19 protein-coding genes are annotated in these 22,779 nt (G+C 50.7%); 3 read left to right on the top strand and 16 right to left on the bottom strand.

Annotated elements, in window-relative coordinates:
- Positions 1-126: 126 nt before the first annotated feature.
- From BM412_RS05430 to cymR, 4 genes are read right to left on the bottom strand one after another with little or no spacing between them, the layout of a single operon-like run.
- The gene (locus BM412_RS05430) at positions 127-324 is read right to left on the bottom strand and encodes a hypothetical protein (protein ID WP_090983156.1); all 198 of its coding nucleotides are present in this window, start codon (positions 322-324) and stop codon (positions 127-129) included.
- Positions 321-869 carry a PRC-barrel domain-containing protein gene (locus BM412_RS05425; RefSeq protein ID WP_091214922.1) on the bottom strand — a complete coding sequence of 183 codons (549 nt, stop codon included), beginning with the start codon at positions 867-869 and terminating at the stop codon, positions 321-323. The genes BM412_RS05430 and BM412_RS05425 overlap by 4 nt, the downstream gene beginning before the upstream one ends.
- A gap of 15 nt (positions 870-884) precedes the next feature.
- Positions 885-2,039 (bottom strand): cysteine desulfurase family protein, encoded by a 1,155-nt coding sequence (locus tag BM412_RS05420; RefSeq protein WP_091214919.1) that lies wholly within the window; start codon positions 2,037-2,039, stop codon positions 885-887.
- Positions 2,040-2,052: 13 nt separating this feature from the next.
- A complete protein-coding gene (gene cymR, locus BM412_RS05415) occupies positions 2,053-2,472 on the bottom strand; it encodes a cysteine metabolism transcriptional regulator CymR (protein ID WP_090983150.1) in 420 nt (139 codons plus the stop codon).
- A gap of 245 nt (positions 2,473-2,717) precedes the next feature.
- Between cymR and mnmA the strand changes: the two genes are divergently transcribed.
- From mnmA to BM412_RS05400, 3 genes are all read left to right on the top strand, one after another.
- Entirely contained in the window at positions 2,718-3,815 is a 1,098-nt protein-coding gene (gene mnmA, locus BM412_RS05410) for a tRNA 2-thiouridine(34) synthase MnmA (protein ID WP_091214917.1), read from the top strand.
- A 177-nt stretch (positions 3,816-3,992) separates the two neighbouring features.
- The gene (locus tag BM412_RS05405) at positions 3,993-4,916 is read left to right on the top strand and encodes a LacI family DNA-binding transcriptional regulator (RefSeq protein ID WP_091214914.1); all 924 of its coding nucleotides are present in this window, start codon (positions 3,993-3,995) and stop codon (positions 4,914-4,916) included.
- 60 nt (positions 4,917-4,976) lie between these two features.
- Positions 4,977-6,245 (top strand): MFS transporter, encoded by a 1,269-nt coding sequence (locus BM412_RS05400; RefSeq protein ID WP_091214911.1) that lies wholly within the window; start codon positions 4,977-4,979, stop codon positions 6,243-6,245.
- Positions 6,246-6,317: 72 nt separating this feature from the next.
- Here BM412_RS05400 and BM412_RS05395 read toward each other — a convergent pair whose 3' ends face one another.
- The 12 genes from BM412_RS05395 to recJ all read right to left on the bottom strand — a co-directional run bounded on the left by BM412_RS05395 (position 6,318) and on the right by recJ (position 22,762).
- Positions 6,318-7,667, bottom strand: a complete 1,350-nt coding sequence (locus tag BM412_RS05395) for a hemolysin family protein (protein ID WP_091220205.1) — start codon at positions 7,665-7,667, stop codon at positions 6,318-6,320.
- 236 nt (positions 7,668-7,903) lie between these two features.
- A complete protein-coding gene (locus BM412_RS05390; protein ID WP_091214908.1) occupies positions 7,904-9,208 on the bottom strand; it encodes a replication-associated recombination protein A in 1,305 nt (434 codons plus the stop codon).
- Positions 9,209-9,334: 126 nt separating this feature from the next.
- On the bottom strand, positions 9,335-10,675 hold the full coding sequence (locus BM412_RS05385; protein ID WP_091214906.1) for an Nramp family divalent metal transporter: 1,341 nt from the start codon (positions 10,673-10,675) through the stop codon (positions 9,335-9,337).
- Between the two features lie 196 nt (positions 10,676-10,871).
- The gene (locus BM412_RS05380) at positions 10,872-11,525 is read right to left on the bottom strand and encodes a YdeI/OmpD-associated family protein (RefSeq protein WP_091214903.1); all 654 of its coding nucleotides are present in this window, start codon (positions 11,523-11,525) and stop codon (positions 10,872-10,874) included.
- Positions 11,526-12,278: a tRNA threonylcarbamoyladenosine dehydratase gene (locus BM412_RS05375; RefSeq protein ID WP_091214900.1), complete on the bottom strand. Its 753-nt coding sequence runs from the start codon at positions 12,276-12,278 to the stop codon at positions 11,526-11,528.
- 95 nt (positions 12,279-12,373) lie between these two features.
- Entirely contained in the window at positions 12,374-14,191 is a 1,818-nt protein-coding gene (gene aspS / locus BM412_RS05370) for an aspartate--tRNA ligase (RefSeq protein ID WP_091214897.1), read from the bottom strand.
- A 45-nt stretch (positions 14,192-14,236) separates the two neighbouring features.
- On the bottom strand, positions 14,237-15,484 hold the full coding sequence (hisS, locus tag BM412_RS05365) for a histidine--tRNA ligase (protein ID WP_091214893.1): 1,248 nt from the start codon (positions 15,482-15,484) through the stop codon (positions 14,237-14,239).
- A gap of 1,174 nt (positions 15,485-16,658) precedes the next feature.
- On the bottom strand, positions 16,659-16,832 hold the full coding sequence (locus BM412_RS32035) for a hypothetical protein (protein WP_177186732.1): 174 nt from the start codon (positions 16,830-16,832) through the stop codon (positions 16,659-16,661).
- Positions 16,833-16,938: 106 nt separating this feature from the next.
- The gene (gene dtd / locus BM412_RS05355) at positions 16,939-17,382 is read right to left on the bottom strand and encodes a D-aminoacyl-tRNA deacylase (protein ID WP_091214889.1); all 444 of its coding nucleotides are present in this window, start codon (positions 17,380-17,382) and stop codon (positions 16,939-16,941) included.
- Positions 17,383-17,431: 49 nt separating this feature from the next.
- A complete protein-coding gene (locus BM412_RS05350; protein ID WP_091214886.1) occupies positions 17,432-19,615 on the bottom strand; it encodes a RelA/SpoT family protein in 2,184 nt (727 codons plus the stop codon).
- Positions 19,616-19,844: 229 nt separating this feature from the next.
- Positions 19,845-20,357 (bottom strand): adenine phosphoribosyltransferase, encoded by a 513-nt coding sequence (locus BM412_RS05345; RefSeq protein ID WP_091214884.1) that lies wholly within the window; start codon positions 20,355-20,357, stop codon positions 19,845-19,847.
- Positions 20,354-22,762 carry a single-stranded-DNA-specific exonuclease RecJ gene (recJ, locus tag BM412_RS05340; RefSeq protein WP_256256127.1) on the bottom strand — a complete coding sequence of 803 codons (2,409 nt, stop codon included), beginning with the start codon at positions 22,760-22,762 and terminating at the stop codon, positions 20,354-20,356. The genes BM412_RS05345 and recJ overlap by 4 nt, the downstream gene beginning before the upstream one ends.
- Positions 22,763-22,779: the final 17 nt, after the last annotated feature.

Here is a 22,779-nt window from a genome sequence, read left to right as displayed (position 1 = left end):
ACTCGCGATACCCTTTACTGTCAGTATATGTACAAGTTGTTCAATTCATCCTTCGGATTCTTCAGGTCCGTTTGTAAACACAAAAAAGGCGACCCCGGCAAGGTCGCCTCTTTCACTATTCTCCGCTTAGTTCGCATGAACCTGCGGCATTTCGTCTTCGAAAAACAGATCATCCAATGAACTCAGTGTGCCGTCTTCTTCAACTTGATAGACCGACATTTTGTCACCGTTAACCGTCAATTCAATGAAGCAGCCCCAGCAGTAATACTGGTGTGATCCGATCTTTCCGATATCCTTGGAACTACAATTTGGGCATTTCATCATTCATTTCTCCCTATATCCGACTCAGAAACTGCGACCGGTGAGAGAAAAGCCTCACTTCCGGCCGGTACTATGATTACATTTTCGCCAAGCATAACCTCATCAGCTTGCCGCGGAGCAGGAAGCCACTTGCGACCTTCCATAATATCCGCGATAAATCCGTCAGTCAGCTCATATCCTACTATTTGTGTACCCTGTATCTCGTCAAAATAAACATCAGATACACGACCAAGTTGTTCTCCATCCACCGTAATGACGGGTAGATCCTTCAATCGGATCGATCCGGTATGAAAAGAGCGCTGAATTTCGGCTTGTTTGGTCCTCCGGACGGATGCTTCATTCATAATGATAACCGCATCCTCACCGCAAACCATTACTTCATTCCAGATCACTGATTTCATTGCAGTCAGAAACCGTCTGCCGGCGTCCAAAATGATTCCGCCAAGCTGCCAATGCTCATCAAACCATGCATCCTTCACATGTCCGACTTGCTTGCCGGCATTCATTTCGATGACAGGAAGACCAATCAAATGCTGTAAACGCAACATCGATGGCAGAGCCTCCTAGGCATTAGTACGAACACGCTCCATAAAAGTTTCAACTTTCTTGGCGGCCAGTTCGAGTTCCTCCATAGTATTTCCCAAACCAAAGCTGAAACGTACAGCGGATGCTTGTCTTTCTTCCGAAACATTCATCGCTATAAGCACATACGAGGGTTCGATGGCTCCCGACGTACAGGCTGACCCACCGGATGCCGCAATTCCGGCTATATCCAGATTCATCAACATCGTCTCCGTGCTAACTCCTATAAAGCTCACATTCAGAATGTGAGGAGCATAGTGTTCGGCATGGCCGTTGACGATAAGTCGGTCTGACCCTGCGATCTCACGCAACCGTTCTATCCATGTATAACGAAGCTTGTCCAAGAAAAGTTTCCGTTCTTCCATCGAATTCACAGAAAGTTCAAACGCTTTGCCGAATCCGACGATACCGGCGATGTTCTCGGTCCCCGCACGCCGTTTGCGCTCTTGCGAACCGCCGCTAAGCAACGGTTCCACAGCCGTGCCTTTACGGATATACAAAGCGCCGATACCTTGAGGCCCGTTAATCTTGTGAGCAGAGAAGCTCATGAGGTCGACGGGAAGCTGACGCAAATCGATCGGAATAGTGCCTAACGCTTGTACCGCATCAACATGTACAAGCACGCCACGAGACCGGGCGAGTTCACCGATCTCAGCAATCGGTTGAATCGTTCCGGTCTCATTGTTTACATACATGACGCTAATAAGCGCTGTATCGGCTTCAATAGCTTGTTCTACATCCGAAACCTTCACAAGGCCCTGCTCGTCTACCGGCAGAAACGTCACGCGAAATCCTTCGCGCTGTAACGCTTTGCAAGATTGGAGCACTGCCTGATGTTCGGTTGAGGACGTAATGATATGGGATTTGCCTTGTTTGCGGGCAGCTCTGGCAGCGCCGATGAGCGCTGTATTATCACTTTCCGTTCCACCGCCGGTAAAAACCAGCTCAGCGGCCGTACAGCCGATTCCTCGCGCAATCACATCGCGCGAACGATTCACAAGCTGTCTTGCAGCACGGCCAAAGCTATGCGTACTTGAAGCATTGCCGTAATTGCCGGTCAATACTTCAAGCATGGCTTTCGCCGCTTCGGGATGCATGGGCGAAGTTGCTGCATGATCATAATAAATGCGATCCATTATACAATCATCCTTAAATATAGAACATGTAGGAGTCCTGAGGCTCCTCTTCTTTATAAGTTACGAGATCCGCGAGCGTTGTCGAATCAAGCACTTCTGCAATGCTGTCACGGATTCTGAGCCATAGATTCCGCTTCGCCGGGTCATCCTCTTCCGTGAAATCGACAGGCGAAATAGGTCCTTCCAGAATACGAATGACATCGCCTGACGTAATTTCCTGCGGTTCCTTCGATAGAATGTAACCGCCGTAAGCGCCGCGGATACTCTTAACTAGCCCCGCATTACGCAGTGGCGCAATAAGCTGCTCGAGATAATGCTCTGATAGATGATTCCGCTCTGCGATGCTCTTCAGTGATGTTGGACCTTCTCCGAACTTACCTGCAAGCTCCATCATGATGGTTAGACCGTACCGGCCTTTGGTTGAAATTTTCAACTACGACACCTCTTCCCGGGCTAAACTGTATCTTATTTAAAGGCTGGAGCAATCATGGATTACAATTCATGGTATTCCCATATCATATCTATGTTAACATACCGGAAACAGAATTTGTTGAAAAAACGATGACACTTTCATGAAAATCATACGCAATCTATGCTACAATAGATAAATTGAATCGGTCGCACGGTGGAATTGACCCTCCGCAGCGGCTTTGAACTATCAAGGTGGTGGCATTTGAGATGAGCAATTCTTCTATTCGAGTCGTTGTCGGCATGTCCGGCGGTGTGGATTCGTCCGTTACCGCATTGCTGCTTAAACAGCAGGGGTATGATGTCATCGGCATATTTATGAAAAACTGGGATGATACCGACGAGTTCGGCCATTGCACGGCTGAAGAAGACGCGGAAGATGTTCGCCGCGTCTGCGATCAAATCGGCATTCCTTATTATACGGTAAATTTCGAGAAAGCCTATTTCGATAAGGTGTTTGCCTATTTCCTCGATGAATATCGTAACGGCCGTACGCCAAATCCGGATGTCATGTGCAATCGCGAAATCAAATTCGGCGACTTCCTGCAGAAAGCGATGGAGCTTGGCGCCGATTATTTGGCAACCGGCCACTACGCTCGCTTGGAGCGTACGGCTGACGGAGAAGCTAAACTGCTCCGAGGCGTGGACTCCAACAAAGACCAAACTTACTTCCTTCACGCCCTTCGTCAGGATCAGCTTGCCAAAGCGATGTTCCCCATCGGCCATCTTCCGAAGCCGGAAGTCAGAAGAATCGCCGAAGAATTCGGTCTTCATACGGCTAAGAAGAAAGACAGCACAGGCGTCTGCTTTATCGGCGAACGCAATTTCAAAGAGTTCCTCAGCGGCTACCTGCCTGCTCAGCCCGGTCCGATGATTGACATTGAATCAGGCGAAACGAAAGGCCGTCATGATGGCCTTATGTATTACACGCTTGGGCAGCGGCAAGGACTTGGCATCGGCGGGTCCGGCAATGGCGAGCCTTGGTTCGTAGTTGACAAGGATTTGAAAGAAAACATTCTGTATGTCGTGCAAGGCGATCAGCATGCAAGTTTGTACTCCACTAGCCTGACTGCAACCGGAATCAACTGGATTTCCCCGGTTAAACCGGAAGTTCCAATTACGGTGACGGCGAAATTCCGGTATAGACAAGCCGATCAAACCGTCACATTGACGCTGCGCGAAGATGGCACAACAGGCGATGTCGTGTTCGAGAAACCGCAGAAAGCCATTACACCGGGGCAAGCTGTAGTCTTCTATGACGGCGATGTTTGTCTGGGCGGCGGAACCATTGATATCGTGAATAAGTAGACTCTGAATGTATACGCAGAAGCATCTCTGATCCTACGATCGGAGATGCTTTTATTTTGCATTGGCGCGTAAATGTTTTCACTTAATCGTTTAAGTTACACGCGAAATATGATATTCTACTACTTGAAAACAGGATTGAGTCGTCAGTTCCCATTGAAAGCGAGATGATTTGGACTTATGCGTAAAGCAACGATGAAAGATATTGCCGAACAAGCCGGCGTCTCTGTCGCAACCGTCAGTTACATCATTAATAATGCCAGCAACCAGTCCATTCCGGAATCCACACGGGTAAAAGTGCTGCAAATCGCAAAGGAAATCGGCTATGTGCCCAATTTGGCCGCCCGTTCGCTGATCAAGAACAAAACGGGTCTGGCAGGGGCACTCATTAACAAAACCGGCAAGCCCTCTTCGAGAGCAACGTTTGAGCAATTGGCATTTATAAGCGAGTTGGAGCTCCTCCTCACCGCTGCAGGCTATCATTTGATCATGTTCACTTTTGACGGGACAGATCCTGCCTCCTTGAATGTTATTACGGAACGGAAGCTCGACGCCGTGTTTCTGCTCGATGTAATGGATGATATTTTCTACACGGTATCCGGTAATTTCGGAATAGGCGTCCCTTTAATTCTAATTGACAGTCTAATTACGGATAACCTGTTTAAACAAGTTATTTATGACTATGAAGCTGCACTGAGTAAAGCCGTTGAAGCTCTCGATGCACCGCATTGCTTGTTTATCGAGAAGAGCAACAATGTGGCTTACATGACATACATTGAGGATTGTGCGACTGCCCTCCGGATTCCCACCTATTCTTATGGAAACTTGGCTGAGTTGGATGCCCTGCTCGTAGCGGGAGCAGCATATCGACAAGCAATCGTCATGAATGAATTTACCGCGAACCATATCCGAAACAAAGAGATTATGGAGAAGCTTGCCGTAATTTGTACATGCGGTTGTCCCGAAATCCTAAGAAACGACATCATTCCCGTCACCTTCGGCAGCAAAGCAGCACTTGCTTATTCAGTAATGACCAATTTGCTAGCTAGGGACGAACAGTCCGTACTCGAAGAACAAACTGTGTTTAGAGTAGCTCTGCAATAGATTTTTTTGATCGTCACTTAAACGTTTAAGTTCCTATTCAACAGGAGGTATCCCCAACATATGTCCAATATGTCCATCCCTACAGCATCTTCAATGGCATCACAGCAGCCGAGTTTATCTCGCAATATTCCGTTCATCCATCTTTTTACCGCTTACACGTTATCGATTTTCGGTAATTCCTTCCACAGCATTGCCATTAATCTATGGGTACTCAGCGTCACCGGAAGCGCGAAGCTGATGACCGTCATGATGGTGACCAATCTCGTACTCAGTGCTTTGCTCGGAACTGTTGCCGGAACCGTAACCGATCGTATGAACAGACGGACCGTCATATTGGTCGCCGATCTGCTGCGCTTTGCCGTCGTGCTGCTCATCGCGTTCTGCGTGGCGATGCCGCATGCACCTTTTGCAATCATTGCCGTCTTATCTGCATGTGTCACCGTACTGGGATTGTTTCAATCCCCGGCCTTGCAAGCCTCAATCACGCCTATCGTCGGAAAAGCGCACATCCAGCGCGCCGTAGGCTTGATGAACATTTCAGATAACATTGCTCGCACAATCGGCTTTGCGGTCGGTGGCATATTCGTAGCCGCTTTCGGCGGTGCTTGGGCCATCACCATTGATGCTGTAATGTACTTAGCATCCTTCCTGCTTGTATGGAGCGCCGGATCCCTGACCCGAATATCCGTTTCAGATCAAACAATGCCGAGCACTTCCGGTTCATCATTCCGAGCAGCCTTTATGGATGGCCTCCGCAGCGTACGCAGCAATCCATTCGCAAAGTCCGTTATGATACTCATCCCGAGCTTGCTTCTGTTCTTCATGACTGCTTTCATGCTGACTCAAGTGATGGCCGTCAAGGTCTGGCATGCTTCTCCCTTCGAATTCGGCCTTATAGAGGCTTGTATCCCCATCGGCTATATGGCCGGCTCCGGCCTTATTGTGATGCTTGGAAGCCGTATGCGGCATCGGGGTAAATGGATTATGATCAATCTCATGCTCCTGGGTCCGCTCTATATGCTGCTGGCAAGAACAGAATCAGCTGCGACTGCGATTCCGCTTATCGTGCTCATCGGATTTATGTTTTCCTTCTGCACGCTTCTTATTAACATCATTCTGCGCGTTGAAGTGGCTGAAGAGCTGCAGGGCCGCATGTTTGGCACATTAGGCTCGCTTACAGGTGTTGCGCCTTCGTTAGGACTTGTTCTATCTTCCTATTACGCAGATCTGTATGGTTCCGGCGTAATCATGCTGATCGTCGGCGGTTTGATGCTGCTGTTCGGCTTAGCCGCGAATTGGCGGCTGTCTGTAATAAGAAATTATCATTGAGCCAACCCCAAAAAAGCTGCCCCAAAAGTCATCTTGCACTTTTGGGGCAGCCTGTTATAGGTATGATGGCAGTTAGCCGGTTTCTGCTTGCAATTCGATACTCTCTTCTTCGATTTGACTTCCTTGCTTCCGGATGATGATTCTGGATATCCGCAAGTGGTCTGTCTCTTCGATCACAAACTCAAAGCCGTCCGGATGCACGACACGTTGGCCTTTAGACGGAGGATTCTCGATTTGTGCATAGAACCAGCCGCCGATCGTATCGTAATCGTCGCTTTCGATTTCCAATCCGAAGTAACTGTTCACCTCTTCAATCAACATCATGCCGTTGATGGAATGCGATTGGTCATCTCTTGGCTCGATATCGGGGCGTTCTTCATCAAATTCATCCTGAATTTCACCGACGATTTCTTCCATGATGTCTTCGAGCGTTACCAGACCGGACGTACCGCCATATTCATCGATAAGGATGGCGATTTGAGTCTTCTTCTTCTGCATCAGCTTAAGCAAGTTGCTGATTTGCATGGAATCAGGCACCGTTGTCATTGGTCGCGTAATCGTTCGAATATCTAGCAAGCCTTGATGCGTGACTTTAAGTAAATCCTTAATGTGGACAAAACCGATGATATTGTCCTTGTCGCCGTCGCAAACCGGATATCGAGTATGCATTTCTTTAAGCGCAATAGCCTGGTTCTCGTCGAACGTCAGATTGGCATACAAGCATGTCATCTCGGTACGTGGAATCATAATCTCCCGCGCATGGGTTTCGGCAAAATCAAATATATTATCGACAAGCGTTAGCTCCGTATTATCAATTAGTCCGGATTTATGACTTTCTTTCATCAGGATGCGAATTTCTTCTTCGGTATGGGCGGATTCATGTTCTGCAGCAGGCTCGATACCAACGCGCTTAAGCAACCAGTTGGCTGTACCATTGAGCAGATAGATAAACGGATACATGATTTTGTGAAAACCTATGAGCGGCATAGCCGTCCACAACGTTACCGTTTCAGCTTTACGAATCGCAAACGTTTTGGGAGCCAATTCTCCAAGTACAATGTGAAGCACCGTAATGATCGTAAACGCGATAATAAAGGCAATCGTATGAATGGCGACTGGGCTAAAATGGAACTTCTCAAGCACAGGCTCAAGCATCGCTGCAATGGCAGGTTCACCGACCCAACCAAGACCAAGTGATGCCAGCGTAATTCCAAGCTGACAGGCCGACAGATACGCATCCAAATTGCTAGTTAGCCTGGATGCAAAATGAGCACGGCGATTGCCGTCCAGCGCCAGTGAATCAATCCGGCTGCTTCTTACTTTTACCATGGCAAATTCCGCAGCTACGAAAAAACCATTCAAAAAAACGAGAAAAACGATTAAAAGTAAGTTTAAAAATATGGGTAACGGGTCACTACTCAACGATTCCCTGTTTGCCGCGATTGCGACGAACAGGTGCACCTCCTTCTGGGACTTAAAATTATAAAGAAACGTTATAATACTAGAGTAGTCGATGAAGCAAGTTTACGTCAAATGCCGTCATCCCACCTTCTGGCCCGTATTCGCGGTTCTAGTTATGTTTATTCCATAAAGGTCGGCCTTTATGCGCTATTTTCTAGCTCCTGCTAACGTTTTTGGGGATTCAGAAGCTTTTTTGGTCATTTCCGCCGCTCCTGATTTTGTCGAATCTTGTCCTCCATCCCCTGATTGGTGGCATGATAGAATGTTTTCTTCGCAATTCGTTCAGGCAAATACACCTGTTTCACATAGTGTCCGGGGTAATCATGCGGATACTTATAACCTACATGCCCAAGACGCGCAGCACCGCTGTAGTGGGTATCTCTCAGATGATGGGGTACCTCGGCTGCTCCAAGCTGCTCAATGGCATTCATGGCATTGCCGATCGCAACAGCGGCGGCATTGGACTTCGGACTTTCTACGGCAAACAGAATCGCCTGGGCGATATTATATTTCGCTTCCGGCCAGCCAATTTTGTGATACGCGTCCATGGCCGTCACCGCTTGAACCATCGCCTGCGGATTCGCAAGCCCGATATCCTCGCTGCAAGCCACAATCAGCCGCCGTATGAATGTCATGGGATCCATGCCCAGCTTCTCAACCGCATACAGAAACCAAAATAAAGCCGCGTCGCTTGAGCCCCTAACGCTCTTGTGGAAAGCGGACAGCACATCGTACTGTGTCGATTCATCTGCGCGGATGGTCGGCTTGCGAATGGACTCTTCCGCTACTGCCAAGGTCACAATAACCGAGCCATCAGGCTGTGACGGTGTCGTCACCGCTGCAAGCTCAAGCGCATTCAGCGCGCGGCGTATATCTCCGCCTGCCATGGATGCCATATGCTGCATCGCTTCATCCTCGACATTCAAATCCATGAAGCCGAGCCCTCGATCACGGTCTGCCAGCGCACGGCGCATCGCAGTAAGGGCATCCTCGCGCGTCAGAGCCTCCAGCTGAAAGAGCGTCGATCTCGACAGCAGAGCTCCGTTCACATAATGAAACGGATTCTCCGTAGTAGCCCCAATGAAGATGATAATCCCCTGCTCGACGGCCGGCAATAAAGCGTCCTGCCTGGCCGAATTGAAACGATGAACCTCGTCTAAGAACAGGATTGTCTTGCGGCCATACATCGACTTGGTTATCCTTGCCTGCTCGATCACTTCCCGCACGTCTTTAACGGACGCATCTACGGCATTCAGCTTCACAAACTCCCCCTGCGTTCGTTTCGAAATGATATGTGCAAGCGTTGTTTTGCCGCAGCCCGGAGGTCCATACAGCAGAATGGAGGTGATTTGATCCGCTTCAATTGCGCGCCGAAGCAGCTTGCCCGGCCCGACAATGTCGGACTGCCCTATATATTCTTCAATCGTTTGAGGGCGCATGCGGTCTGCGAGCAGCTTCGCTCTTGGCGCTTGTTCCTCATTCTGATAGGTAAATAAATCCATCGCTCACCCGTTCCTTTCCTGCTTATCATAGCACACTAGCACAAACGTTCGCTATTGCTGTGCGTGCCTGCATGCAAAGAAGACCTTCCCCAGTGCGGAGAAGGTCTTCCGATTCGATTGGTTTTCTTATCCAAAAAACGTCTGGTAAAGCAAATAAATATTCAATCCGGCAATGACGATTGCAACAAACCAAGCGAGCACTTGAAGCCAAAGCGGATTTGCAAACTTACCCATCTTCTGTTTGTCGCTTGTGAATTTAACAAGCGGTATGACGGCGAATGAAAGTTGCAGCGACAAGATGACTTGACTCAGAATGAGCAGCTGCGCCGTTCCGCTTGCACCGTACAACCAAGTTACGATAACAGCCGGGATGATCGCGATAAGCCGCGTAATCAGTCGTCTCAGCCATGGAGCCAATCGGATGTTCAGGAACCCTTCCATGACGATCTGACCTGCCAGCGTGCCGGTTAAGGTTGAATTCTGGCCTGCTGCGAGCAGTGCGACACCAAACAATACACTTGCTGCTGTTGTTCCCAGCATTGGTGCGAGCAGGTGGTATGCTTCACCAATCTCCGCGATCTCGGTATGGCCAGCCTTGTAGAAGGTGGCCGCTGCGATGATGAGAATAGCTGCATTAATGAATAATGCGAAAAATAAAGCAATGGTGGAATCCCAAGTTGCATATTTGATCGCTTGGCGTTTACCAAGCTCGGTTTGTTCGAATTGACGCGTTTGTACGATAGACGAGTGCAAATACAGATTATGCGGCATAACCGTCGCACCCAGTATACCAATCGCGATATAGAGCATCGCCGGGTTCGAAATAATCTCCGTGCTTGGAATGAAGCCTCTCATCACTTCGCCCACTTGAGGCTGCGACCAGAAGAGTTCAACCAAGAAACAACCGCCGATGGTAACGATCAGAACGATAACAAGTGCTTCAATATATCGGAAACCCTTATTTTGCAGAAGCAGTATTAACAATACATCCAATACCGTTATGATGACCCCTGCTATAAGCGGTATGCCAAACAATAAATTCAGAGCGATCGCAGTTCCGATTACTTCCGCAAGATCGCAAGCAGCTATTGCGAGCTCACAGAGCACCCATAACGTCATCGCAACCGGTTTGCTGTAATGATCTTTACAAGCTTGGGCTAAGTCGCGTCCTGTGACAATCCCCAGCTTCCCAGCCAGTGCTTGGAGTAGAATCGCCATTAGGTTGGATAATAAGATTACGGATAAGAGCGTATATCCGAACTTTGAGCCTCCCGCCAGGTCGGTCGCCCAGTTACCCGGATCCATGTAGCCAACGGCTACGAGGTAACCCGGTCCGGCAAAAGCAAGAAACTTGCGAAACCACGAACCGGTCTTGGGAATCTTCATGGAACGATACACTTCGGGAAGGGTATTCGATGTCCTTCTATGTCGCCAGCCTTTCTCTTGTGCGGCCGATTGATCACTCATTGTTCTCACCTCATGTAAACATCAAATGTATCGTACACTCCTTACACATATGCAGGAGTGAAACTGTTGTTGCCTAATTTCATTGTACACATACAAAAAAGTTTGTCAAAGGCAACTTTTGTTGACTAGGACAAAACTCCGACATAAAAAAAGCCCGAATTAGCAGGAAATACTGCATAATTCGGGCTTTCTCACGTTATTTATCCGATGGACGTTTATGCTGTTTCGCCAGCTTTTCCGCCATTTCATTGATCCGTTTCGCGCGCGTCACTTCTTGCTTCGCTTCATTGATCCAGCGAATATATTCTTTGCGATGCGAAGGAGCGAGCTCTGCGAAGAACGATGCTGCTTCCGGTTTCAGCGTAAGTGCTGCAGTTACATCATCCGGAATAACCAGTTCCTTCACCGCTGTGGTCGTTGTACGTCCGATATCGGCCGCGCGGCTGGCTCTCGCAGAAGTCTGAGCCATCCCTACCGGGCGGAAACGCATGGCAGACCATGTCTCATCTACTGAAACGAGGGCAACGCCTTCCCAGCCTTCTTCCTTAACGACTTTCCAGCCGCGGTCACGGTTGATGTCCGTCCGAATCTTAGCCGTTCCTTTCGGATAACAGATCCAGAGGAGCCCCTCTTTCTTAACCGCTTTGAGCGCCTTAGGCGCATGTTCATTCAAGCTCGCAATGTCTTTGGCGAACAGCATGACAAAATCATACGTACCGGCGTCCATTTCATCAAATGGCTCGTGATCTTCAACGCCGAGTTCTTCCTCGTAGGAAGGAGCAGGCGCTTCCAGTACCGCGATGCGCATATCGAGCGATAGACGTAATTTGTTAACGAGTTCCGCATTCATCTAGGAAATACCTCCTTTAGCGAGCAAGTCTTTCACCACTACGCTCACCATGATTAGTCCCGCAACCGGAGGGACAAAAGCATTGCTGGACGGCGGCTGCTGCGCCTTGCGAATTTCAGGCGCATTCTCAGGCACGATACGCTGTGTGACATCCTCCCGCGGCTTCATCGGCTCTTCGGTCGAGAATACGACCTTTACGCCCTTCTTGATGCCGTCTTTGCGCAATTTCTGGCGGACGACGCGTGCGATCGGATCCATCGAGGTTTTGGAGATATCCGCTACCTGGAATTTGGTCGGATCCATTTTGTTCGCCGCACCCATGCTGGAGATGATCGGGATATTGCGCTCCAAGCATTGTTTGATCAAGTGGATCTTGTAGGATATCGTATCCGAAGCATCCACAACATAATCCAGCGGATATTCGAAAAGCTTCTCGTATGTTTCTTCCGTATAGAACATCCGCAGCGAAATCGCATCGCATTCCGGATTGATAAGCTTAATGCGGTCGCGCATCAGGTCCGCTTTGGGCTGGCCGACCGTCGTCGTAAGCGCGTGGATTTGACGATTAACGTTCGTAATATCCACGACATCTTTGTCGATCAGGATAATGCGGCCAACGCCTGTCCGCGCGAGCGCTTCTGCGGCAATGGCGCCGACGCCGCCGATTCCGAGCACGGCAATCGTGCTGCCTTTCATCAGTTCCAGACCTTCCGGACCGATGGCGAGCTCCGTTCGTGAAAATTGGTGCAGCATAATGGAAATACACCTCTTGGCTTTAATTTGTACCTGCTATAAACATAAATAATCCGGCTCTCGCCGCTACACGCGGACGAAAGCCGGTCGTTGGATTAGTTAGTTTGCTGTGCGGAAGCACCGGCTGCCGCAGCCTCAGGCTGTTTCGCAGGCTTCTGAATAGTACGGATATGCAGCTGTTGGAGCTGGGAGATATCCACTTCGGATGGCGCATCGCTGAGCAGGTCGGTTGCACTTGCTGTTTTAGGGAACGCAATCGTTTCACGAAGATTCGTGCGTCCGGCAAGCAGCATGACAAGGCGGTCGAATCCGAATGCAAATCCGCCGTGCGGAGGCGTTCCGTAATCGAATGCATCGAGCAGGAAGCCGAATTTCTCATGTGCCTCTTCAAGGGAGAAGCCAAGCGCTTTAAACATAAGCTCTTGTACGTCACGTTTGTAGATCCGCATCGAACCGCCGCCTACTTCGTAGCCGTTAAGAACAAGGTCGTAAGCTTGTGCGCGGATTGCGCCAGGATCTGTCTCGAACAATGGCAGATCGTCATCGTTCGGACGCGTGAACGGATGGTGTTCCGCTACATAACGCTTCGCTTCTTCATCGTAGCCGAGCAGCGGGAAGTCAACAACCCACTCCAGCTTGAATTTGGACTCATCGATCAAACCAAGCTGTTTACCGATTTTGAGACGCAGGTTGCCAAGTACATCCGCAACGACTTTCTTCTTGTCGGCGGAGAACAGCAGCAAATCGCCTTCTTCAACGCCAAGACGCTCCGTCATCGCCGCGATTTCTTCAGGCTTGAAGAATTTCACGATCGGGCCGCGCCATTCGCCTTCCTTCACTGTCACCCAAGCCAGACCCTTACCGCCATAACGCGCTGCGAACGGCTGCAGATCGTCAAGCTCTTTACGGCTCCAGCTCGCACAGCCCTTCGCGTTCAGCACTTTAACAACGCCGCCGCTTGCGCTGACGGATGCAAATACTTTCACGTCGCTGTTGGCCACGATATCCGTGATGTCTTCCATCTCCATGCCAAAACGAAGGTCAGGCTTATCGGAGCCGTATTTGTTCATTGCATCCGCATGCGTGATACGTTGGAACGGAGTTGGAATTTCAACGCCAACCGTTTCGCGGAACAATTTCACGACGAGCTCTTCCATCAGGTTCAGCAATTGATCCTGCGACAAGAAGGAAGTTTCGATGTCGACTTGCGTGAACTCCGGCTGACGGTCTGCGCGAAGATCCTCATCGCGGAAACAGCGTGCGATTTGGTAGTAGCGCTCGAGTCCGCTTACCATCAGAAGCTGTTTGAAAATTTGCGGCGATTGCGGCAGCGCGAAGAATTCGCCCGGATGAACACGGCTTGGCACCAAGTAATCACGTGCGCCTTCCGGCGTGCTCTTCGTCAAGATCGGCGTTTCCACGTCGATGAAGCCTTGACCGTCCAAGTAGTCGCGGAACACTTTAGCCGCTTTGGAGCGAAGCAGCAATGTCTTCTGCATTTCAGGGCGACGCAGATCCAGGTAACGATATTTGAGGCGAAGCGACTCATCCACTTCAACGCCATCTTCGATTGGGAATGGAGGCGTCTTCGCTGCATTCATAATTTCGATTTCCGTCACGCGGATTTCAATTTCACCGGTCGAAATGTTTTTGTTAACCGTCTCGGCATCACGTTCCACCACTTGACCGCGAACGGCAAGCACGAATTCGTTACGAGCACGGTCTGCGATCGCAAGTGCATCGCCGGAGAAGTCAGGGTTGAATACGATTTGCACGATACCCGTACGGTCGCGCAGGTCGATAAACAATACTCCGCCAAGGTCGCGGCGGCGTTGTACCCAGCCGTTCAAAGTAACCGTTTGTCCTACTTCCGCTTTCGTCAGTGTTCCACAAGAATGAGTTTTCAACATCATGATAGGTTAGTGGCTCCTTTTATAATGGGATTATGGGGCGTTTCCTTATTTCAGAATTACATCTGCAAGCTGATCAAGCGCAACGGCTTGCTGCTCGCCGGTCGTCATGTTCTTCAGCATGATCTCGCCGCGCTCCAGCTCGTCGTCGCCGAGAATGGCGGTGAAACGAACTTGAAGGCGGTCAGCGGACTTCATTTGCGCCTTCATTTTACGACCTTGATAATCCCGCTCCGCTGAGATGCCCCGCATTCTCAGACCGTGCAGCAGCCGCGTCACTTCGCGATCGGCCGCCTCGCCGAGACCTACCATGTACACATCAACCTGATGCAAGTTATCCAGCTGTACGCCTTGGCTCTCCAGCAGCATGACCGTACGCTCCAGGCCGAGTCCAAGACCAACGCCCGGTTGATCCGGTCCGCCGATATCGGCTACAAGCCCGTTGTACCGGCCGCCGCCGCCGATCGTATCGATGGCGCCAATGCCTTCAGCTTTGTACTCAAACGCAGTATGCGTGTAATAATCAAGACCGCGTACCAGACGAGGATTGATGGAATACGGAATGTTCATACCCGTCAAATGCATTTGCAGCGCTTCAAAGTGCGTGCTGCACTCTTCATCCAAGCTATCCAGAATGGAAGGCGCACCTTCAAAATGATGCTGATCGTTCTTACAATCCAGCACGCGCAGCGGGTTGCGGTCCATACGCGATTGGCAATCCTTGCACAGGATCTCGCGTTTAGGCTCCAAGAAACCAAGCAGCTTCTCGCGGAATGCCGCCCGAACAGCCGGCGTACCCACGGAATTGATTTCCACGCGAACGTCCTTCAATCCCACTTCAGCGTAGAACGTATAACCGAGTGCAATCACCTCGGCATCCAGCGCGGCATCCACAGCGCCAAGCGCTTCAATGCCGAATTGGTGGAACTGACGATAACGTCCTGCTTGCTGCCGCTCATAACGGAACATCGGTCCGATATAGTACAGCTTCGTCAGGTCAGGCTCGCCATAGAGCTTGTTCTCGACATACGCACGAACCGCGCCTGCCGTTCCTTCCGGACGCAGCGTTAGACTGCGATTGCCGCGGTCGGTGAACGTGTACATTTCTTTCTCCACGATATCGGTCGTTTCGCCGACACCGCGCTTATACAGCTCCGTCATTTCAAACATCGGCGTGCGGATCTCACGGAAGTTAAAGCGACGGCAAATCTCACGCGCTTTGCTCTCGACAAACTGCCATTTCTCTACCGAGCCCGGCAAAAAGTCCTGCGTGCCCGGAGGCTTCTGAAAGCCCATGTCCATTCCCCCTAAAAGTACTGCAATCCAGAATAATCATCAAAAAAAGCCCTCGTCCTCCGCCTCAAAAAAGGCAAAGGGACGAGAGCTTGTTAGATACAAAGCTACCGTGGTACCACCCACATTCCGAATCAACCAAATGATTCGCTTCAATCGGTTAACGCCCCGACTACGCATTACAGCTAATGAGCAAGCGCTTAAAGCTCTTGCAGGTTCACCGCATGTCCTCTGGGAAGTCTGTCCGCTCAAGCACGCCAAGGATTCTTCCAGCCTAGGAATCCCTCTCTGAATCGGTGCGGGTAGAACGAATCGGTCCCTTCAACGGATCGACATAATATAACCTTTATTGTATCGTGCACTTCACCATGTGTCAAGAGATCAACACACAATCATTTCCACTCATTATACCCGCCTTAAGCAATTGCATACCTGCTCTGCCCTTAGGCCGCGATAGCGGCCGTCGCTCTTGGCTCTTGGCTCTTAGGTCGCGATAGCGGCCATGCTCTTCTCCCTTCGCTCATGCTCTTAGGTCGCGATTGCGGCCATCGCCCATCGCTCTTCGGTCGCGATAGCGACCAACCCCCAACTAACATCCCCGCGGGCTACGAGCGGGCCTCCAGGTTACCGTGCGAGCGGCAAAGCCGCGAGCACCTGGTAACCCTATCGCGCGCCGAATGTAAAGCGTGTCCCGGACGGGACGAAAGCGAGCACTGCACGCACCCGATCACATGCGCCTCTGAGGCGGACTACGTTATGATGGTCCCGGAGGGACACCAGGTCGATAAACCCGGCCAAAAGTTAAGCGTGTCCCGTATGGGACGAAAGCGATCCTCCGCACCAAATATAACTCGCGAGCGCTTCTCTGTTACTCCCACGTTAGTCACATTCCGGGTGTCCAGAGGGACGGGTCCCTCGGGGTCCCCCTTGTAGGGGGATTTAGGGGGTCTCCACCACCGCAAAGAAAAAGAACCCACAAACAAGTTGTAGGTTCATCAAAGTAATATATTCAAAAAAGGGGGTCGGGTTTCATTATAGCCCGCCTATGTTAGAGTATCATTTTAAACACATTACAGTTTGGTTACAAAATATAAAGCGATTTCTTGCCGTTTCCGCAGCAACCGACAGCAAAGGACGGAGTGCTTCGACGAAGAGGCAGCCCGTCCTTCCTGTATCGTTACATATGCTCGCCAACCGGCGAACGTCTGGGTGTTGCAGCGAAGCCGCCGAAGTCAGCCGATGCTTCAATATTTTCTTCCATCTCTGCGAATATAAGCGCTTCGCGGCGATCCGCATGAAGCAGTCTCCGCGATATCCGTTCGACACTCTGCTCCTTACGCGACTGATGCATAACGAGAATCCCTCCACCGTTGTCGTGCACGAATAAAGCTGTGCACTTCTAAGGCTAGTGTTCCCGTTCGAAGCTATTCTAACACTCAAACCATCAGAGGCCTGGCTTAAGCTTTACTGTCGATTATCAAGGTAACCGGTCCCCAGTTGATCAAGGACACGTCCATCATCGCACCAAATTTGCCGGTCTCCACAGCCAGTCCGCTCGATTGAAGCTGCTTGTTGAATGCATCATACAGCGCTTCCGCTTGTTCCGGTCGTGCGGCAGCCATGAAATTCGGCCGTCTGCCCTTACGGCAGTCGCCATATAAAGTAAACTGCGATACCGAAAGAATCGCGCCGCCCACATCCTTGACGGAATGATTCATTTTGCCTTCTTCGTCCTCAAAAATGCGCAAGCCCGCAATCTTCTCCGCCATCCAGCGAATATCGGACTCATCATCCTCATGAGTAATGCCGACCAGCAGCATTAGCCCCCTATCGATCGAGCCGACCTTTTCTCCATCTACGGTAACGGAAGCCTTTTTGCTTCGTTGTACAACAACTTTCATAACCTTACGAACTCTCCCTGCCAAGCGTAATGAAATATCAGATCTGCCGTTATTGCATAATCCGCTGCACGGAATAAATATCTTTCACCCGTTTGATGCGCTCCACCACAGACTGTAAATGCTCTATGTTCCGAATCAAAACCGTCATATGAATCATGGCGAGCTTATTCTTATCCGAACGTCCGGAGACGGCAGATATATTCGTTTTGCTCTCAGACACGGCTTGCAGCACTTCGTTGAGCAATCCCGGGCGATCATGTCCGGTAATTTCGATATCAACGCTGTAGTTCGCCTCAACCGATTGTTCCCAATCTACTTCAATAACGCGAGCAGCCTCTTCACCTTCAGCACTTGGACTTACGTTCAGACAATCCAAACGGTGAACCGACACGCCGCGTCCGCGCGTGATATAGCCCACAATAGCATCGCCGGGCACCGGATTACAGCAACGAGCAAACCGGACAAGCAGATTGTCTACCCCTTTAACGGAAACGCCATGCGTCGGACGAGATTTACGAAGCGAAGGGGAGGATTTCATCTCCTTCATCTCATTCGTCAGCTCGATCTGATTCGCTTCTTCCGCTTCCTTGCGCATTTTCTCTGTCAGCTTCGTCACGATCTGAGCAGCGGTAATCCCGCCGAACCCGACAGCAGACAGCATATCGTCGATATCGTTAAACGTGAATTTATAGGCGGCTTCCTGCAGCTGAGAATCCGACATAAAGGCTGACGCTTCAAGTCCGAGGCGTTTGAGCTCGCGCTCAATGTTGTCACGGCCTTTAACTACGTTCTCTTCGCGTCTTTCTTTTTTAAACCACTGCTTGATTTTGCTTCGCGCATGAGACGATTGCGCAATCTTGATCCAGTCCTGGCTAGGGCCGTACGAATGCTTCGAGGTCAGGATTTCAACGATATCCCCGGTCTTCAGCTTGTAGTCGAGCGGAACGATTCGGCCATTAACCTTGGAGCCGATGGTGCGATTCCCGACCTCAGTATGAATCCGATAGGCAAAATCAAGCGGTACCGCGCCGGCCGGAAGCTCGAATACCTCTCCTTTTGGCGTAAACACAAATACAAGATCGGAGAAAAAGTCCATCTTCAGCGATTCCACAAATTCGGAGGCATCGCTGGCTTCATGCTGAAGCTCGATGATTTCGCGGAATAACGTCATTTTCTCTTCGAATGAACCACCCGGAACGACGCCGCCTTCTTTGTAAGCCCAGTGGGCAGCGATCCCGAATTCAGACGTGCGATGCATATCCCATGTCCGAATCTGCACTTCCGTCGGCTCGCCGGTAGGACCGATGACTGTCGTATGGAGAGACTGGTACATGTTTGCTTTAGGCATCGCAATATAATCTTTGAAACGGCCGGGCATCGGCTTCCATAACGTATGAATGATACCGAGCGTTGCGTAACAGTCTTTAATATTATCAACGATGATCCGAATGGCGAGCAGATCGTAAATTTCCGTAAACTGCTTGCTGCGCGCGGTCATCTTCTTATAAATGCTGTATATATGCTTCGGACGACCGGAGATGTCGCCTTCGATCCCCATATCCTCAAGCTTCTCCGTGATCCGGGTAATGACATCCGCGATGTATTGCTCCCGCTCCGCACGTTTCTTCTTCATGAGATTGGCGATGCGATAGTATTGCTGCGGATTCAAATAACGAAGCGCAATATCCTCCATCTCCCACTTGATGGCCGAGATGCCGAGCCGGTGAGCGATCGGGCAGAATATTTCCAGCGTCTCGTACGCGATACGCCGCTGCGCTTCCTCGGATTGATATTTCAGCGTCCGCATATTATGAAGGCGGTCAGCCAGCTTGATCAGGATAACCCGCATGTCCTGTGCCATCGCAACGAACATTTTGCGGTAGTTCTCGTTCTGCTGCTCTTCCTTGGAGCGGAATTGAATCTTCTCCAGCTTCGTAAGTCCGTCTACAACAGCGGCGCAAGCCTCACCGAAACGGGTTCTGACCTCTTCAAGCGGGACAGTTGTATCTTCAACGACATCATGAAGAAGCGCAGCGATAATCGACAACACATCCATCTGCATGTTGACGAGAATTTCAGCTACGGCGACAGGATGTAAAATATACGGCTCTCCCGATTTACGCACTTGCCCGTGGTGGGCTTGATCGGCAAATTCGTATGCTTCTTTGATCCGTGTCAGATCTTGCTCCTTCATATAGGTCGATGCTTTGTCGAGTAACTGCTCTATGCCCATGAATGTCCCTTTCCGGAAAAGCACGCTGCCTCGCGTTTTGCTTCCCAAATCATTAAAAGTGATGAACCTAACTTCGATAATCAGATTCGCCCGAGTTTTCCTATTATTATGCCTGTTTTAAAGCCTTTCCGTCAACCTCTCGCAATCCGGCCGTAAAGGCAGGTACAGAGAACGCCGGACAGCAGAAGGATGACCCTTCCGTGTCCGGCGTTATCGTGTCTGGCAGAGATTAATACGTCATTAGCGAGAAAATGTCGATTCCATCCAGCTTCTTGCGGCCATCCAGGTAACCCAGCTCGATCAAGAATGCAGCTCCAACCACTTCGCCGCCCAGCTGGCGAATCAGGTTGATCGTGGTTGCAATCGTTCCGCCTGTAGCAAGAAGGTCATCGGCAATCAGCACGCGTTGACCCGGCTTGATCGCATCCTTATGAATAGCCAGCTTGTCATTGCCATACTCCAAATCATAGCTGGCTTCAATGACTTCGCCCGGCAGCTTGCCGCTCTTGCGAATAGGGACAAAACCGACACCAAGCGTTACGGCAAGGGGAGCACCGATAATAAAACCGCGGGCTTCCGGTCCGGCAACCAAATCGATTTGTTTGTCGGCAACGGCTTGACGAATAGCGTCAATTGCATGCGCGTAGACAGGACCGTTATTGGTCAATGTGGTGATGTCCTTGAAACGGATTCCCGGCTGCGGGTAGTCAGGGATAATGCGGATGTAGTCTTTGTAGTTCATGAAATAACGACTCCTTCGTTTAGGTGTAATAATGAGTTCTGTACTTCCTTGATAATCCAATCGGTTAACCCTTTGATCGGCGCGCTGATGATTTCGTTGAGTTCGGCAGTACGCTGTGCATCGCGGTACTCCGCCGAATGCGACAGCTCACGCTTCACCGTAACAGGGCTCAGCTGAACCAGCCCTTCTTCCGTGTGAATAAATTCCAATTCCGTAAACACCTTTAACATGAACGAAACGGTGGATTCGGTAATACCGCTCAGCTTTGATGCCAATTGTTTACTTATGCCCTCTTCATCCATCGGGCATTCGCGGCGCAGCAGCTTATACATGTCCCCGAATTGTTCCCGTGTTGGAAATGCCGGTATGGCTCGGCTTATATCGTAATGAAGATGGACCGCTTCAAGTCCTTCACAAGCCGCCAGGGCATAGGATAGTTTCTCTGCGGATGGAGGTCGGCCGAAAACGAATAAGTGGGAGCATGGGACCTTCTGCTGCTTCACAAATGCATCATAAGTCATGTACGAAACATCTGCTGCTTCCTGCGAAGGTTGAGCTGCTTCGAGCCAAACCTCGCTTGGAACCAGGACAATTGGTACTCTGTACTTGCCGGCAGTAAGCTGTTTCCTAAGTCCGGGAAGCGACTCGCTGCCGGCATCCCCGCGTTTATCGAAAACTTGAATATGCGGCACTCGCAAATCGTTCACCATAAACTGTGCTTTGCGCTGACCGTTCCACTCATTAACCGAAAGCTCCCCGACCAACTCAATGGCAGCGCCATGGGAGAGATGCTCCGTCAGATGTCCGTTCCCGAAACAAACCGCATCGAGCATTTTGCCTTGTCCGCTTATGGACAGCTTCAGATGTTTGCTTTCTTTCCCCATCGCTTTGCGATCGGCAAGCGTAACACCGGTGAGCAGCAGCTTAGGGGCTTCATTGCCGATTCCGAATGGTTCCAGGTGAGCGAGCTGCTCCCTGACGCGCAAAGTCGCATCTTCCATTTTGCAGGTCAAATCGATCATCGTTTTCGGAATCCAATCCTCTTCCGTCAGCCAGCTGTCCGCAAGCGCGCTAAGCTGCGCTTCAAAGGCTTCCAGGTTGTCGCGGTGCAAGGTCATGCCGGCCGCAGCTTGATGGCCCCCGTAATGGTCCAGCAAGGCATCGCATTCGGTTAATGCCGCATGAAGGTCATACCCTTCAATGGAGCGAGCTGAGCCTTTGCTTTTGCCCGTTTCACCGTCGATGCCGAGGATCAGTGTCGGTTTATAGTACTTCTCGATGAACTTCGATGCCACGATGCCGACAACGCCAACGTTCCAGCCTTCGCCTGCAAGCACGATAACAGAAGGCTCCGGTTTGCCTGCTTCTGCGGCAGCTTTACATTTGGCCCCCCACATGTCCTGCGCTTCCTGCACGATCGTCTCCACGATGAGCTGTCTTTGGCGGTTTAACGCATCTAAGCTGATCGCACTCGCTGCTGCCGCTTCATGATCGGTTGACGTGAGCAGTTCCACCGCCTGTTTGGCATGCTCCAGTCTGCCCGCTGCATTGATGCGCGGCGCCATTCCGAATGCCACATTGGATGATTGCATAGATGCCAGCTCGATTCCTCCGACCTCGGCCAGTGCCCGGAAGCCCGGCTTCTCGGTTTGGCGAAGCTGTTCCAGCCCCAGTCTGACGAGCACGCGATTCTCATCCTTAAGCGGCATCAGGTCGGCAATTGTGCCGAGCGCAACGACGTCCGTCCATTCAATCGGAGGCTCGTCCAGCAAAGCTTGCGCAAGCTTGAACGCAACCCCAACGCCGGCCAGCCCTTTGAACGGGTAACTGCAATCCTCTTGCTTCGGATTCACGATGGCGTAGGCTTCCGGAAGCTGATGAGGCGGCTCGTGGTGATCCGTGACGACAATATCGATACCGAGCTCGTTCGCATACGCGATTTCTTCTACCGCACTAATACCGGTATCGACGGTAACGATAAGGGTAATCCCGCTATCGGCGGCGGCACGTAATGCAGCTTTATTGAGTCCATACCCTTCCAGCGTCCGATGGGGAATATAATAATCAAAATTCAGCTCCAGCCGCGTAAACAAGTAGGTCATGAGTGTGGTCGACGAGACGCCGTCACAATCATAATCGCCATAAATCCGCACTCGTTCGCCGTTCTGGGCTGCCGCTCGAATACGAGATACGGCTTCATTCATGCCCTTTAGCAGAAAAGGATCATGCAGACATTCGATGCCCCCGTTCAAAAACTGACGCGCAGATTCAACCCGGTCATAGCCGCGCTGAACCAGCAGTCTCGCGACAAGCGGTGAGAGGGACAAGCTGCGCGCTAAACCTGCTGCACGCGCCTCTCCCTCCAAATCAAACGAAGCGAGACTCCAGCGTGTTTTGGATTGCATCAATTGGCCTGACACCT

Source organism: Paenibacillus sp. BC26 (assembly GCF_900116125.1).
GTDB classification, from domain to species: Bacteria; Bacillota; Bacilli; order Paenibacillales; family Paenibacillaceae; genus Paenibacillus_Z; species Paenibacillus_Z lignilyticus.
This window is presented reverse-complemented; position numbering and strand designations above follow the sequence as displayed.

Bases quoted from the DNA above. Each gene is read 5' to 3' on its own strand.
- BM412_RS05430 (WP_090983156.1), bottom strand. From the start codon at position 324: ATGATGAAATGCCCAAATTGTAGTTCCAAGGATATCGGAAAGATCGGA.
- BM412_RS05425 (WP_091214922.1), bottom strand. From the start codon at position 869: ATGTTGCGTTTACAGCATTTGATTGGTCTTCCTGTCATCGAAATGAAT.
- BM412_RS05420 (WP_091214919.1), bottom strand. From the start codon at position 2,039: ATGGATCGCATTTATTATGATCATGCAGCAACTTCGCCCATGCATCCC.
- mnmA (WP_091214917.1), top strand. From the start codon at position 2,718: ATGAGCAATTCTTCTATTCGAGTCGTTGTCGGCATGTCCGGCGGTGTG.
- BM412_RS05405 (WP_091214914.1), top strand. From the start codon at position 3,993: ATGCGTAAAGCAACGATGAAAGATATTGCCGAACAAGCCGGCGTCTCT.
- BM412_RS05400 (WP_091214911.1), top strand. From the start codon at position 4,977: ATGTCCAATATGTCCATCCCTACAGCATCTTCAATGGCATCACAGCAG.
- BM412_RS05390 (WP_091214908.1), bottom strand. From the start codon at position 9,208: ATGGATTTATTTACCTATCAGAATGAGGAACAAGCGCCAAGAGCGAAG.
- BM412_RS05385 (WP_091214906.1), bottom strand. From the start codon at position 10,675: ATGAGTGATCAATCGGCCGCACAAGAGAAAGGCTGGCGACATAGAAGG.
- BM412_RS05380 (WP_091214903.1), bottom strand. From the start codon at position 11,525: ATGAATGCGGAACTCGTTAACAAATTACGTCTATCGCTCGATATGCGC.
- BM412_RS05375 (WP_091214900.1), bottom strand. From the start codon at position 12,278: ATGCTGCACCAATTTTCACGAACGGAGCTCGCCATCGGTCCGGAAGGT.
- aspS (WP_091214897.1), bottom strand. From the start codon at position 14,191: ATGATGTTGAAAACTCATTCTTGTGGAACACTGACGAAAGCGGAAGTA.
- hisS (WP_091214893.1), bottom strand. From the start codon at position 15,484: ATGGGCTTTCAGAAGCCTCCGGGCACGCAGGACTTTTTGCCGGGCTCG.
- BM412_RS32035 (WP_177186732.1), bottom strand. From the start codon at position 16,832: ATGCATCAGTCGCGTAAGGAGCAGAGTGTCGAACGGATATCGCGGAGA.
- dtd (WP_091214889.1), bottom strand. From the start codon at position 17,382: ATGAAAGTTGTTGTACAACGAAGCAAAAAGGCTTCCGTTACCGTAGAT.
- BM412_RS05350 (WP_091214886.1), bottom strand. From the start codon at position 19,615: ATGGGCATAGAGCAGTTACTCGACAAAGCATCGACCTATATGAAGGAG.
- BM412_RS05345 (WP_091214884.1), bottom strand. From the start codon at position 20,357: ATGAACTACAAAGACTACATCCGCATTATCCCTGACTACCCGCAGCCG.
- recJ (WP_256256127.1), bottom strand. From the start codon at position 22,762: ATGCAATCCAAAACACGCTGGAGTCTCGCTTCGTTTGATTTGGAGGGA.